The organism is Pseudonocardia sp. CA-142604 (genome assembly GCF_050948475.1).
Lineage (GTDB): Bacteria > Actinomycetota > Actinomycetes > Mycobacteriales > Pseudonocardiaceae > Pseudonocardia > Pseudonocardia alaniniphila.
This window is the reverse complement of sequence record NZ_CP192045.1, coordinates 9,083,422-9,096,675: the sequence shown is the minus strand read 5'-3', so window position 1 is coordinate 9,096,675 and position 13,254 is coordinate 9,083,422. Positions and strand designations below refer to the sequence as shown.

Sequence of the window (13,254 nt, the reverse complement as noted above, 5' to 3'; positions counted from 1 at the left end):
AGTTTGTCAAGGGCTGGCCGGCGTGTCAGCCCTTCACGTAGGCGAGCTTCTCGGCCACCAGCCCGTCGCGGACGGAGAACACGTCCACGCCCCGCACGTGCCCGGAACCCCATGAATAGCGCCAGCGCACCACCACCCGGTCGCCTGCCTCGATCAGCTCCTCGGTGGTGAACCCCCCGTCCGGAGCCCCGGCGAACAGCGCCGTCCAGGCCTCCCGCACCGCGTCGGCGCCGACGTGCCTGCGCCCGTCCGGCGGGCTGGTGTCCTCGAACACGCAGTCGCCTGTCATCGTGGCCATGATCGCGTCGACGTCCTGGGCGTCGAACGCCGTCTGGAAGCGCTGGACGGCGGCGAGGGCACTGTCCGGATTCCCGCTGCTCATGGCGTCCTCCCCATCATTCCCAGCAGCTCGGCCTGCGCGCCCGCTCCGGCCGGAACCTCGACCCGCGGACCGATCGCACCGATCTCGCGGTAAACGGCCTCCATGGGGCCGAACCACTCCCGTACGGCCACGACCACCTCCGCATCCATCGCCTCGTCCGCGCTGAGCGCACGCGCCAGGTCGACGGCATGGACGAGGTGGTCGGCGGCGAGCTGCAAGGCGTACTCGCTGCCCGGGTGGTCGCCGAAGGACAGGTGCACCACGCGGTCCAACGCTCCGTCGGCGAAGACGGCGGAGAGCGCCCGGGCCGCGGCGTCGTCGAACGCACTCACCGGGTCGTCGCCGAGCAGGTCGCCTGCGAAGCGGTCACCGACTTCATCGATCGTCTCGCCTGCGAAGAGCGGTGGGGCCCACCGCTCCTCCTCGACGATGTGGCGTACGAGGTCCCGCACCGTCCAGCCGGGAAGCGGCGTCGGTGCGTCCCAGCGGCCGTCGACGGCGTGCACCTGCGCCCCGAACTCGGCGCTGCACCGGGCGTAGATCTGGCGGACGTCCACCGCTGTGAGCATGCCCGTCACCTGCGCTTTCCAGAAGCCCCGTCCGGGTGCCCACGCCGCCCGGCGCGTGCCATCGCGCGACGCGCCGAATTGTCGGGGTCCGCGGGCATCCTGAGTACGTGACGCAGGTGCCGATGCCCACCACGAGCGAACACGGCGTGCTCGGTGAGCACACCACGGGTTTCTCCGTCGACCGTTTCCCGCCGGCGCCCGATCTCGCCGATCTCGTCGAACGCCACTGGCTCGTGTCCTGGGAGCTGGAGCCCGGACGCGAGGCGTCAGTCACCCTGCTGCCGCATCCGTGCGTCAACCTCGTGCTCGACGACGGGCAGCTCGCGGTCTCCGGGGTGGGGCGCGATCGCTTCACCTACGTCTACCGCGGATCCGGCCGCGTGTTCGGCGTCAAGTTCCGGCCGGGGGCGTTCCTGCCGTTCCTCCGCGCGCCGGTCTCCGGCATCACCGATGCGGTGCTGCCGGCCGAGCAACTGTGGGGGCCGGCCGCGGCCGCGCTGGCTGCGCGCATGACGGCGGCGCCGGGCGTCGACGACCTGGTCGCGCTGGTCGAGGCCTTCCTGCGTGAGCGCCTGCCGCCGCCTGATCCTCAGGTGGAGCTGGTCGGCCGGATCGTCGCGGCGCTGCTCCACGACCGCACCATCAGCCGGGTCGACGACGTCACCGAGCGGTTCAACATCAACCCGCGCACCTTGCAGCGGCTGTTCCAGCGCTACGTCGGGGTGAGCCCCAAGTGGGTGCTGCGCCGCTACCGGCTCCACGAGGCCGCCGCCGTGCTCGCCCGCGAGCAGCATCGGCCGTGGGCGGAGGTCGCGGCCGAGCTGGGCTACTACGACCAGTCCCATTTCATCCGCGACTTCACCGCAGCCGTCGGCCTCACCCCGGTGGCCTACGCGCAGGCCTGCCTGCGCTCCGAGGCCCCGGTGAGTGCCTGAGTGCTCGCTCGCGGGTGATCAGATGCGGGATGCTGCCGGCGTGACTTCGCTGCGCGTGCGTCGCGGCGGCGCCGAGGCGCCCGTCGTGCTGTTGCTCCATGGGCTGGGTGCCACCTCCGAGGTGTGGCACGGGGTCGTCGCGGCCCTCGGCGACCGGGCCTGGGTGGCCCCGGACCTGCCCGGCCATGGGCGCTCGCACCCGTTGCCGCAGTACACCTTCTCGGCGACGGCCGAGGCGGTGGCCGACCTGGTCGATCCCGCCGGCACGGTGATCATCGGCCACTCGTTCGGCGGGGTGGTCGGGCTGCACCTTGCGAGCCGCCCCGGTGTGCGTGCGGTGGTGGGCCTCGGGATCAAGGTCGCCTGGACGCCTGACGAGCTCGCCCGCGCCGCGAAGCTCGCCGCCCGGGAGCCCGCTCGTTTCGACACGCGTGATGAGGCCGTGGCCCGCCACCTGCGGGTCGCCGGACTCGACGGCCTCGTCGACATGGATCACCCGGCCGCGGCCGCCGGTGTCGTCGAGGAGGACGGTCGCTGGCGCCCGGCGCTCGACCCGCGGGCCTTCGGGGTCGGCGAACCGGGCGTCGCTGCCCTGCTCGCCGTAGCCGCGGTGCCGGTGGTGCTGGCCCGGGGGCAGCACGACGCGCTCGTCAGCTCCGAGGATCTGCTCGAGCTCGCCCCGAACGTCGTCGACCTGCCCGGCCTCGGCCACAACGCTCACGTGGAAGACCCTGCGGCGGTCGCCGCCCTGGTCACGCGTTTCTGATCGCCGGCGGCAGGACCGACGAGCCACCGCCGGCACTCATGCCGATCGTGGGCCGGGCGTCGATGTCCAGGTCTCGCCGAACTCCAGGGTGACGACCTGGATCCGCTGCTCGCGTCCTGCGAGGTCGGCGGCGAGCTGGGCGGGGGCCGGGTCGCCCGGCGGATAGTGCACCGGGATCACGGTGTGCACGCCCAGCCACATGGCGGCGATCGCTGCCTCGGCCGGCGGCAGTTCGGTCACCGTGACCGGTCCGATGCGCGCGCCGCCGATGCCGAGCACGGCGATCTGCGGCCGGTACAGCTCACGCCAGGTCTTCAGGTCGGCGGACAACGAGAAGTCGCCCCCGCACAGGATCCGACTGCCGGCGGCGGTGGTCAGCAGGTAGCTCATCGGCTGGTCCGACAGGAACTGGCCGTCGGAGCACATGCTCGAGGAGTGGCGGGCGTCCAGCGCCTTGATCGTGACGTCCCGGCAGCCGAACTCGACGCCGGAGACCATGGGCGCGCAGCGTCTGGACGGGACGGCGTGGCTCAGGGCGTGCTGGTAGAGCGCGGGGCCGCAGACGAGGATCGCCTGTCCACCCCGGACGATCTCGATGGCCTGGCCACGGTGGTCGTAACCGGCGTGGGTGACGGCGACGACGTCGGAATCGGACAGCTCCTCCGGCGTGACAGGGCTCTCGGGGAGTCCACTGTGGATTCCTTCCGGGTCGGCCTGGTAAGGATCGACCAGCACACGCGTGCCCTGCTCCGTCGTGATCTGGTAGCCGGCCCAGCCGACCCGGCGGATCGTCAGCGGCTGCGGCGGCTGTTCGAGGCCGCCGTGCAGCCAGGACGTACCGAACTCGGCGATCCGATCGAACATCGTCTCCGCTGCGTCGGCGCAGGCGACGGGAAAGCCGTGGATCATCCCGTCGAAGAGGTCGAGTTCGACCTCCACTCCGGCGGCGTCGGCGCGTTCGGCGAACCGGACAGTGTCGTCGAGGAGCAGTTCGTTGCTGCCGGCGCACAGAAGCAACGGCGGAAGGCCGGCGAGCTTGCCGAACAGTGGTGATTGCGGCGAGCCCGCCGGATCGGCCTCGCCGAGATACGCCTCGCGGACGGCATCCAGCTCCGCCCTGCCAACACCGTCCTTGCCCTCGTTCGCGGTGATCGAGGCGCCGGAGAACGTGAAGTCGGTGATGGGGGAGACGGAGACGGAGGCGGTGGGCAGCGCGTGTCCGGTGCCGGCCAGTTCGGTCAGTGCCGACAACGCGAGGGTGGCACCGGCGGAGTGGCCGACGAGCACCACGCGCGACGCGGGGCGCCGTCCGAGAAGTGCGTGAAGGGCCGTCAGTACGTCCTGCAGCGCGGCCGGGTAGGGGTGGGCAGGCGCGAGCCGGTAGTGCAGGAGCAGCACCGGCATGCCGAGCGCGTGCGACAGAGGCGCGGCGAACACTTCGGGAGGTTCCTCGTACTGGAAGCGCCGACCGTGCAGATACAGCGCCACTGCCTCGCCCGCGGTGCCTGCCGCGGCCACCCACTCACCGGTCACCTCGTCGGCCCGCCACGGGGTGGTCGCGAAGGGCGGGGTGCGCGATGCCCAGCTGTGGTCGAGCACCACCTGCCCGGTGTCGGCTGAAGCAGGGGCATCGCCGGCGTCAGTACGCGTCTTTCTCAGTACGTCGCCGATCACGCCCAGGTCGTCGGGCGATGCCGGATGACGCGTGGTTCGCACGTCTCCTCCTCGGACGAGCACACGACTACGCCCCCTCTCCCAGAATGCGCCGAACCGCAACGATTGTGGTCCCTATGGCAACCTGCCATAGTGCGATCTGCATCAGAAGAGGTGGTGGACGTGGCACTGCGCCGTGCGGATCGAGACCTGCCGGGGCTCACCGTGCTCGCGTTGCTGATGACCGGCCCGCGCCACACCTACGAAATGCACCGGATGATGATCGACACCCACAAGGACTTCGTCACCGGACTGCCGCGGAGCATGTACCACTCCGTGGAGCGACTGCTCCGCGACGAGCACATCGTCGTCGCCGACACGGTTCGCGACGGGTCACGGCCGGAACGCATCGTCTACGCGCTGACGGACACCGGCCGGGCCGAGCTGATGGCCCGCGTACGCAGGCTCCTGGAGACACCGGACCCGGACGCGACCCTGCTGGTGGCGGGCCTGTCCTTCGTCGCCTGCCTGCCACCCGCCGAGGCGGCGGCCGCGCTCCGCGCCCGTCGCGATGCACTGGCCGAACGCTGCACGGAACTGGAGCGGGTCCTCGCCGAGACGCCGGTGCCGCGTGTGCTTCTGCTCGAGGTCGAGTACGAGCTCGGCCGCACCGCGTCCGAACGTGACTGGCTGGGAACGATCGTGGCCGACCTGGATTCGGGGCAGCTCGACTGGCCTGAGGACGTCGCAGAGCTGGCGGCTCTCGCCGGACCTGGTCCGGAGGCGCCGCTGAGCTGATCGACAAGACGGCCCGGGGCGGCGTTGGCGCGCCGCTCCCGGACCGGAACCGCATGCACGCAACCGATGGTCACGCGGCACGGCTCGGGATTGCACCTGTGAGCGTAGTGCGGCGTGGTCGCGTCGACAGAAGGGTTCACCATGTCCGCAACAACCCCTGACCTCATCGACCACACACTCGCCCGCATGGCCGCGGCCTGGAATGCCGGTGACGCCGCGGCGTACGCGGCGCTGTTCACCGCCGACGCCACGTACGTCGCGTTCAACGGGCAGATGATGCGCGGCCGCGCCGCGATCGAGGACGGCCACCGCTGGCTCTTCGAGGGACCGCTGCGCTCCTCCCGGATGACCCACTCCGCGGGGCCCGCCGCCGCGGAGCGCCACGTCCGGTTCATCCGGCCCGACGTCGCGCTCGTCCACACCGCGGGAGGCGGCGTCCAGCTCGCCGGAACCGCCGAGCTGACCCCCGACCGGGAGTCGGTGGTGTCGCTGGTCCTCGTCGAGGACGACGGCTCCTGGTGGATCGCGGCATTCCAGAACACCCGGCGTCAGCACGCGGGGCCGAAGCCGTGAGCAGCTGACGACGGCAGCTCCCGATGGGGCCGCACGTGCTCCTTCTCGGAGGAGCACGTGCGTGTCCCCTCACTGCTCCGTGCTGGGCGGAGCTGCTGTGTCAGCGGTAGTTGGTGAACTGCAAGGCGATCCCGAAGTCCTTGTTCTTGAGCAGCGCGATCACGGCCTGGAGGTCGTCCTTCTTCTTGCCCGAGACACGCAGCTGGTCGCCCTGGATCTGGGCCTGCACACCCTTGAGCTTCTCGTCCCGGATGACCTTGCTGATCTCCTTCGCCTTGTCCGACTCGATGCCCTGAAGGATCTTGCCGCTGATCTTGTAGGTCTTCCCGGAGATGGCGGGCTCGCCCGCCTCGAACGCCTTCAGCGAGATGCTCCGCTTGATCAACTTCTCCTTGAACACCTCGACGGCCGCGAGCGCCCGCTCCTCGGTCTCCGACTCGATCGTCAGGGCCTCCTCGCCCGCCCAGGCGATCGACGTCCCGGTCCCCCGGAAGTCGAAGCGCTGCGATAGCTCCTTCGCGGCCTGGTTGAGGGCGTTGTCGACCTCCTGCCGGTCGACCTTGCTCACCACGTCGAACGACGGGTCGGCCATCACGTGCCTCCTTGGCGACCGGGCCCCTGCTTGGCCCGGTTCATCGCTGTCGTATCCTTCATCCGCGCCACGGCGCACCTGGCAGGTTGCCCGAGTGGCCAAAGGGAGCGGACTGTAAATCCGTCGGCTTAGCCTACGAAGGTTCGAATCCTTCACCTGCCACACCCAGGCCGAACGGCCCCTGAACTGCGGAAACGCAGGACGGGGGTCGTTCTGCTGTGTCCGGTGATGTCCGGCGCTGGCCGGCCGTGCCCGGCGGGTTGTGGCAAATGCGTGGTCAGGTCGAGCCGTCTCGTGGTGGGAGGCCGAGCGACAGGGCGACGCGGTGCCGGGCGGCGTCCTCCTGGCCGGCGATGCACTTCGCGTAGACACGCAGCAGGACGGCCACGTGCGGCTAGCCGCCCTTCGGGACTTCTCGCCAGAGCGCGATCGATGCTTGATCCAGACGCCAGCATCCCGCCGCCAACGCCCCGTGTGCGAGCCACAGCATGGGCTCGGAACGACGGGCGCTCGGCACGTGCGTCCCTACCGCTCCCCACACGGTTTGCTATTCGATGGCGCCGGTGAGGTCGGCGCTGTCGAGGTTGGCGCCGGTGAGGGTGGCGCCGGTGAGGGTGGCGCCACCGAGGTTGGCGTTGGTGAGGTTGGCGCCGGTGAGGTTGGCGCCACCGAGGTAGACCTCGGTGAGGGCGCCACCGAGGTAGTCCTCGGTGAGGTCGGCGCCGAGGTAGGCCTCGGTGAGGTTGGCGCCGGTGAGGTTGGCGCCGGTGAGGTTGGCGCCGGTGAGGGTGGCGCCGGTGAGGGTGGCGCCGGTGAGGGTGGCGGCGGTGAGGGTGGCGGCGGTGAGGGTGGCGTCGGTGAGGTTGGCGCCGGTGAGGTTGGCGCGACCGAGGTAGGCCTCGGTGAGGTTGGCGCCGGTGAGGTTGGCGCCGGTGAGGTCGGCGTCGGTGAGGTCGGCGTCGGTGAGGTCGGCGCTGTCGAGGTTGGCGTTGGTGAGGTTCGCGCCACCGAGGTAGGCCCAGGTGAGGTTGGCGCCGGTGAGGTCGGCGCCAGCAAGGTTGGTAGCGTCGGGGACGGGGATGGTCGCTAATCTGGCATCTCGCAGACAGCCGCGCGACCAATCGATCCGCCAGTATGCGTAGACCCGTTCCATTGCACCTCGGGCGAGGACGTCTAGCGCAGCTTGAACATCTGGGGCCACGGGCTGGTCTGGACAGGCGTTGGTCGGCGTCCTCGTCCTTGGCTCCCTGGCGGCTTCTCCAACGAATGTGGCTAGCACGTTCATGATTGCCAGTTGGTCGTCTTGGGAGTCGTGGGCGACCTTTTCTAGGACGTAGATACCGCCGAGGCGTACTTGCAGGTTATCACGGGTGCCTAGTTGCTCTACGGCCTTTGCGATTCCCTCGGTGATCCGCTGTTGTTTCAAATCCTCACTCTGGCCTCGGGCGGTTACGTACTGGGGAATCGCAAAGGCGAGGCTGACAAGTACTGCGCCTAAGGTCAGGATCTGGGTCAAGTCCAAGCGCCGCTTCGGGCTGGTACCCGCGGGCCGAGTGGGACGGGGAAGCTGTGCTCCCGCAAGATTGCGAGCATTGAGCTTCACCAGGCGTGTCGACTTGCCAGAGCGGCGACGGGCTGCGGCGACGCGGCGACCGATCATGCTGTCTGATCATGCCAGTCTGGCTGCTGCTTCTGCGGTGGGAGCGGTGTTCTGGGTGTGGAAAATGTCGAGACGTGCTGGTCAGGACGACTCTCTCATCGGCATGATTGGTTGCCTGTAAATCCGTCGGCTTAACCTAGAAGTTTCGAATCCTTCACCTCACACCCAGGCGGAACGGCCCCTGAACTGCGGAAACGCAGGACAGGGGCCGTTCCGCTGTGTCCGGTAGCGTCCGGCGTCGGCCGGCCGTCCCCGGGGGACTGTGGCAAATACGTGGTCAAGTCGATCTGTCGCGCGGAGGGAGCCCGAGCGCGAGCGCGACGCTGCGGCGGGCGGCCTCTTCCTGGCCGGCGATGCACTTGGCGTAGACCCGCAGCAGGACGGCCACGCTGTGGCCGGCCCACTCCGCGACCTGTGTCGGCGGTACGCCGGCGTTGAGCCACGTCGAGACGGCAGCGTGGCGTAGGTCGTACGGCCGTCGCGCGAGTGGTGAGGCCACCTCGTCAGGTGTCAGCGCCTCGGTGCGGGCATTCGCCCAGACGCGCCCGTAGCTGTCCGAGAGATCGCCATCACCGGCGCGCATCGATCCGAACAGGCGTCCCTTGCCGTTCGCCCCGAACTCGTCCAGATGGGCCCGCAGGAGGGCTGTCAGAGGCGGAGGGGACGAGGCGGATTGCCTCTCGGGCACGGTGCTTCAACCCGCGCTCGTCACGACGTCGCCCGCTGTCGCTCCATGCCGCCCCGGTCGTCGGAGGGGAGCCGGGGAGAAATAGCTCTCCCCAACCCTCGGAGGGGATGTGCAGGGCCGATACCGGGACGTGCGCGGCCTCGCTGGGTCGGAGGGCGGCGTGGTACATCAGCCCGAAGAATGCGACGAGTCGCTTGCCCGACTCGCCTTGGCGACTCACTGCGGCGAGCAGTCGGCCGGCTTGTTCCGGGTTGACGACTACGCGCCGGTCGACCCCCTCAACAGCACGGCGAGCCCTGACATGTAAGGCTGGCGGCTCCCCTTCAAAGGCTCCATCGTGGGTTCGAGACCCACCGGGGCACCTCACCCTCACGCAGCCTTGGCGATCAGGCTGCCATCCTGACCAATCAGGGCGATGTCGTGATGACGCTCCGCCCAGTCGATCCCGCAGAACCTCAGCTCGGTCTGCTGTTTGTGCTGGTCATCTCCCTGGCCGGGTCGCGCGGCGCCCTGATGACAAGGCTCGTTGGCCTTCCTCCCGATGAGCCGTCCGCGATCCCAGCGATCCCGCACGGTCCCGGGTTCGCGTCAGACTCGAGGCTCTGGAGTGACGGAGGGGCGCCCCGTGCGGGCGGTCTCGGACCACGATCAGAACCTCACCGCGCCACGCCGCTGATACGCCGATCTCGAGACGCCCGGCAACACATGGCGAGCGACAATGTCAGGAGTACCCGTCTCGCGAGAGGGCTCAAAGCCCATGGAGATCACCAGGCGTCTGCTGACACGGCCGCTCAACAGCCATTAGGAGATCACCTCGAACGCGGGCAGTCAAAGACGAGGCAACCGGCTCGATTGCCGATTAGTCGAGACCGCGCGCGTACCTTGTCGCCTTGAGGACGGCCTCAAAGTCGATGTCGAGGCTTGGATTTGCGGCCTGCATTTCGCCGAATTCCCACATGACGTCATCGATCGTCCCCCGACGTGACAGCGCCACAAGCTCTTGATGAACATAGTCGCTGACCGAAACGCCTGCAGCGGCCGCGCGGACACACAAGGTGTGCCATACGTCGTTTGGCAGGCTGTAGGTTCTGTGCAGAACGCGCGCGTCGTAGTCGATCTCAGGCTCTGGGAGGCTGCGGCTGCCTTCCTCGGCGGCAAGTTCCACCACGTTGTCGATGGGCGCCCGCTCCTTCGCCAACGTGATCAGCTCGTGTCGTATGTGATCGGCAACCGAGGATGCGCCTGCCCGACGAGCGCGCCGGTGGAGGAAGTCAGCGGTCGCAGGGGGTAGATCCTCAATGAGGACAGAGGTCATTTCGCGAGGCTAGGACAGTGCCGGTACGGGACCCGACGTTCGTGCGATGAGTGGCGTCCTGCCCGAGCCGGGCCGCTCTCGAACGACCGCTGGAGTACTGGGACGTCGTCGCCGCTTGCGTACTCACGGCCCCGAAGTCGTCGCCGGCGTGGGCCACTAGGCGGACGGCTATCGGCTCTGCGACGTCCGCTGCCCAAAGAGGATCATCGTGGCGCTGTTCGAGGGGCTCGGCTGAAGCGTCCAGAGCGGATCAGACGCTCTTGATCATTCCGCCGTCGATCACGAGGTCGGAGCCGTTCATGTTGGTTACCAGCCCGGATGCGAGCAGAACCACGAGCGAGGCGATCTCGTCCGGATTCGTGAACCGGCCGGTGGACATGCCGAGCACCCCCGGCAGCTGATCGGTGAAGTCCTCCGGTTCCACGCCCGCGCGCCGGGCGAGCACGTCGCGGGGCCCGCCGGGGGCGGTCCACACGTCGGTCCACACCGGGCCGGGGGAGATCGTGTTCACCCGCAGCCCACGGCCGCCGAACTCCTCGGCCAACGCCTTGCCGAGGTTCGACAACGCGGCCTTGGCCGCGGACTGCGCGACCATGCGCGGCTGCGGTATCCGCGCGTTCACCGAGCTGATGTTGACGATTGCCCCCTGCCGGTCGAGGAGGGAGGGCAGCGCGGCACGGGTGGCGCGGACGGTGGACATCAGCGTCAGGTCGACGGTGTGCTGCCATCCGCCGTCGTCGAGGGCGAGGAACCCGCCGGCCGGGATCGCGGTTCCCGCGACGTTGTTGACCAGCAGGTCGATCCCGCCGTGCCGGTCGAGAGCCATCTGCACGAGTTGGCGGGGTCCGTCCGGCGTGCCGAGGTCAACCTCCAGCACGTCCGGTGTCGTCGCTGCGAGGTCGGGCGACACCGTGCGGCTGCCGGCGACCACGGCGAACCCGTCGTGGGCCAGCGCCCGGACGGTCGCCAGGCCGATCCCCCGCCCCGCTCCGGTCACCACGGCGATACGCGGCGCCACCCCCGACGAAGTCGCTTGCGTCATGATAGTGACCCTAAGGCAGTCGCTTTTATCACACAACCAAGCAGCTAGACTGCGTGCGTGCTGCCTCGGAACTACCCAGGGATCACGTGTTCGATCGCGCGCACGCTGGAAGTGGTGGGCGAGAGGTGGACGCTGCTCATCGTGCGCAACTCTCTGGCGGGGATGACGCGGTTCGAGCACTTCCAGCAGTCGCTGGGCATCGCGCCGAACGTGCTCACCGATCGACTGGCGCGCCTCACCGACGCGGGTGTGCTCGCCCACCGCAAGTACCAGGACCGGCCCGAACGCTTCGAGTATGTGCCGACCGACAAGGGCCGCGCGCTCTGGCCGGTGCTCGCCGCGATGATCGCGTGGGGGGACAGCTACTACCCGCCGCCAGCCGGGTCGCCGAAGCTGCTGTTACACGACGGGTGCGGGGGCCGGATCGCAGCGGAGCTGATCTGCACCAGCTGCGCCGCTGCGGTTGCGCCCGACGCGGTGACTGCCGTCGACGGCCCCGGCGCGCCCTAGTACTGCTGTAGTACTGGGCTCACCTTCGCCGGCAACATCATCGAGACCGCACTCGGTCCTATGCCTCGCACACGCCCGAGCACAGTGGACTCCAGCCCTGAGTCAGAGAACGCCCAGAGAGCTGATGCGGTGTCGCAGCTCGTTATGCACGTCATGGTCCGCCGCGACGATGAGCCCGACCCCGGTGCTGATGTCGTCCCCTCGTAGGTCGGTCACGATGCATCCGGCCCCCTGACAGAGAGCGATGCCAGCAGCGAAGTGCACGCTTCCGCGTAGGTCGCCGTCGTTGACGTATGCGGCTCTATGCCCGGCCGCCACCCAAGCCAGAGCAAGGGTTGTCGCGCTGACTCTCGGTGTCATCCACTCTCGCAGCCCACGATCACGGAGCAGGGACGAGGTCGCGACATCCCATGGCTCATCTGCATTGAGTTCGATGATGCGGTTCTTCGCGCTCGGACTCAGCGGTGTGTCGCTATCTTCGTTCCGCACCCCTGCGTTCTCTCCGTCGGTCCAATAGATGAGTCCACGCCGAGGGTCACCTACAGCCGAAATAGTGGGCGAGCCCGCGAAACAGAGCGCAACGTTCGTGCAGTAGTCCCCCGCGCCGGAGGCGAAGTTGCGGGTGCCGCAAAGGGGATCCACCAACCACACGCGCGACCCCGCTCCCCCAGACTTGCCAAGCTCCTCGCCCTCGATCGTGTCATGCGCTCGACCTGCGCGGAGCACCGATCGAATAGCGCGTTCCACGTCGATGTCCGCAGCCGTTGCGAAGTCGGCTGAGCCTTTCCGAGTACGCTCGAGCTGCTCGCCCGACATTGCCCGGACGACGTCCATACCAGCCTGCACCGCATCAATCGCCAGTTCGGTATCTGTGCTCTGCATCGGAGCCCCCCGCTGCTCACGTTCTGTCCCCGTCACGCGTCGGTCGACGATGAAACCCGAAGCACCCGGCTTGCGCGTCTGCCTGGTGCTGTCCCTCCGCTCGGGTTCCGAACTCTCATCCTCTCCCCTCAAACGGGGCCGGTCCAGATGACCACAGGCGGGGCACAACGGCTTGACGAGACCCACGCGACGTCAGATCGAGCGTCGCCGACGAGCAGTGGGAACTCGCGCGAGAGTAGGAGTCGCTCGGAGACTGAAGATCCAGGGCTCCGCTCGCGCCCGGCACCGGTTCGGAGATCAGGTGAGTGCACAGGAGAATCCAGCCAGGACCCACCGTGCGAGGGGTAAGAACAACCGCGCGGACTGTGCACGGACGCAATCAGGTGGAGCGGTCTGCCGCAGGTCAGAGCCGATACGACAGCGCACTGCAAACCCGTCGACTCAGCCTACGAGCGTTCGAATCCTTCACCTGTCACACCCCGGCGGGACATCCTTGAACTGCGAAAACGCAGGACGGTGGCCGTTCTGCTGTGGGTCCGGCTGTGTCCGACTCCTACCGGCTCAGAGCGGCTGTCTGTAGGCCCTCCGAGGGCCGCTGCGCGGGGGAGGCGCGGCCAGCGTTGCCCCGAGACTTCGGCGGCACGCCCTGTCGCCTTCAAGGCCGTTCTGCGCCCCGACCGCCTGCGTGAGCACGGCGCGCAGGATCCGTTGACCCTCCGATGTTCGTGTCGTAGTCGTACCTTTGCGTGCTGCGCTCCGTCCACGTTCGCCCGGAACCCGGCGGCCTCAGCCCGCACAGGTGCCGTCCCGGCGCGAGGTAGCAGGCGACGAGGCGACGTTCGCAACTTTATGGCGCACTGTCTCAGCGCGGATCCGCGGTCGAGATTGT

The 13,254-nt window shown here is 68.7% G+C and carries 15 protein-coding genes and 1 tRNA gene; 6 read left to right on the top strand and 10 right to left on the bottom strand.

What is annotated here, in order from left to right; translation table 11 throughout:
• Window positions 1-25 precede the first annotated feature (25 nt).
• Entirely contained in the window at window positions 26-382 is a 357-nt protein-coding gene (locus tag ACQPZQ_RS41425; RefSeq protein ID WP_433289950.1) for a nuclear transport factor 2 family protein, read from the bottom strand.
• The gene (locus ACQPZQ_RS41420) at window positions 379-951 is read right to left on the bottom strand and encodes a TIGR03086 family metal-binding protein (protein WP_433289949.1); all 573 of its coding nucleotides are present in this window, start codon (window positions 949-951) and stop codon (window positions 379-381) included. The genes ACQPZQ_RS41425 and ACQPZQ_RS41420 overlap by 4 nt, the downstream gene beginning before the upstream one ends.
• A gap of 107 nt (window positions 952-1,058) precedes the next feature.
• Here ACQPZQ_RS41420 and ACQPZQ_RS41415 point away from each other — a divergent pair, with 107 nt between their 5' ends.
• Entirely contained in the window at window positions 1,059-1,886 is an 828-nt protein-coding gene (locus ACQPZQ_RS41415; RefSeq protein ID WP_433289948.1) for a DUF6597 domain-containing transcriptional factor, read from the top strand.
• Between the two features lie 40 nt (window positions 1,887-1,926).
• Entirely contained in the window at window positions 1,927-2,652 is a 726-nt protein-coding gene (locus ACQPZQ_RS41410; protein ID WP_433289947.1) for an alpha/beta fold hydrolase, read from the top strand.
• Window positions 2,653-2,688: 36 nt separating this feature from the next.
• Here ACQPZQ_RS41410 and ACQPZQ_RS41405 read toward each other — a convergent pair whose 3' ends face one another.
• The gene (locus ACQPZQ_RS41405; RefSeq protein ID WP_433289946.1) at window positions 2,689-4,368 is read right to left on the bottom strand and encodes an alpha/beta hydrolase fold domain-containing protein; all 1,680 of its coding nucleotides are present in this window, start codon (window positions 4,366-4,368) and stop codon (window positions 2,689-2,691) included.
• 120 nt (window positions 4,369-4,488) lie between these two features.
• On the opposite strand from ACQPZQ_RS41405, the gene ACQPZQ_RS41400 reads away from it, so the two are divergent.
• A complete protein-coding gene (locus ACQPZQ_RS41400; RefSeq protein WP_433289945.1) occupies window positions 4,489-5,103 on the top strand; it encodes a PadR family transcriptional regulator in 615 nt (204 codons plus the stop codon).
• Window positions 5,104-5,244: 141 nt separating this feature from the next.
• Entirely contained in the window at window positions 5,245-5,676 is a 432-nt protein-coding gene (locus tag ACQPZQ_RS41395) for an SgcJ/EcaC family oxidoreductase (RefSeq protein WP_433289944.1), read from the top strand.
• 100 nt (window positions 5,677-5,776) lie between these two features.
• Here ACQPZQ_RS41395 and ACQPZQ_RS41390 read toward each other — a convergent pair whose 3' ends face one another.
• Window positions 5,777-6,268 (bottom strand): YajQ family cyclic di-GMP-binding protein, encoded by a 492-nt coding sequence (locus tag ACQPZQ_RS41390; protein ID WP_433289943.1) that lies wholly within the window; start codon window positions 6,266-6,268, stop codon window positions 5,777-5,779.
• 80 nt (window positions 6,269-6,348) lie between these two features.
• Between ACQPZQ_RS41390 and ACQPZQ_RS41385 the strand changes: the two genes are divergently transcribed.
• Window positions 6,349-6,430: transfer RNA gene (locus tag ACQPZQ_RS41385), tRNA-Tyr, on the top strand.
• A gap of 385 nt (window positions 6,431-6,815) precedes the next feature.
• On the opposite strand, the gene ACQPZQ_RS41380 is transcribed toward ACQPZQ_RS41385, so the two are convergent.
• The 5 genes from ACQPZQ_RS41380 to ACQPZQ_RS41360 all read right to left on the bottom strand — a co-directional run bounded on the left by ACQPZQ_RS41380 (window position 6,816) and on the right by ACQPZQ_RS41360 (window position 10,973).
• Window positions 6,816-7,421 carry a pentapeptide repeat-containing protein gene (locus ACQPZQ_RS41380; protein ID WP_433289942.1) on the bottom strand — a complete coding sequence of 202 codons (606 nt, stop codon included), beginning with the start codon at window positions 7,419-7,421 and terminating at the stop codon, window positions 6,816-6,818.
• Between the two features lie 784 nt (window positions 7,422-8,205).
• A complete protein-coding gene (locus tag ACQPZQ_RS41375) occupies window positions 8,206-8,616 on the bottom strand; it encodes a hypothetical protein (protein WP_433289941.1) in 411 nt (136 codons plus the stop codon).
• Between the two features lie 369 nt (window positions 8,617-8,985).
• Window positions 8,986-9,189 (bottom strand): hypothetical protein, encoded by a 204-nt coding sequence (locus tag ACQPZQ_RS41370; protein WP_433289940.1) that lies wholly within the window; start codon window positions 9,187-9,189, stop codon window positions 8,986-8,988.
• A 286-nt stretch (window positions 9,190-9,475) separates the two neighbouring features.
• A complete protein-coding gene (locus ACQPZQ_RS41365; RefSeq protein ID WP_433289939.1) occupies window positions 9,476-9,931 on the bottom strand; it encodes a hypothetical protein in 456 nt (151 codons plus the stop codon).
• A 250-nt stretch (window positions 9,932-10,181) separates the two neighbouring features.
• On the bottom strand, window positions 10,182-10,973 hold the full coding sequence (locus ACQPZQ_RS41360) for an SDR family NAD(P)-dependent oxidoreductase (RefSeq protein ID WP_433289938.1): 792 nt from the start codon (window positions 10,971-10,973) through the stop codon (window positions 10,182-10,184).
• Between the two features lie 57 nt (window positions 10,974-11,030).
• Here ACQPZQ_RS41360 and ACQPZQ_RS41355 point away from each other — a divergent pair, with 57 nt between their 5' ends.
• Window positions 11,031-11,483: a winged helix-turn-helix transcriptional regulator gene (locus ACQPZQ_RS41355; RefSeq protein ID WP_433289937.1), complete on the top strand. Its 453-nt coding sequence runs from the start codon at window positions 11,031-11,033 to the stop codon at window positions 11,481-11,483.
• A gap of 102 nt (window positions 11,484-11,585) precedes the next feature.
• Here ACQPZQ_RS41355 and ACQPZQ_RS41350 read toward each other — a convergent pair whose 3' ends face one another.
• The gene (locus ACQPZQ_RS41350) at window positions 11,586-12,365 is read right to left on the bottom strand and encodes an inositol monophosphatase family protein (protein ID WP_433289936.1); all 780 of its coding nucleotides are present in this window, start codon (window positions 12,363-12,365) and stop codon (window positions 11,586-11,588) included.
• Window positions 12,366-13,254: the final 889 nt, after the last annotated feature.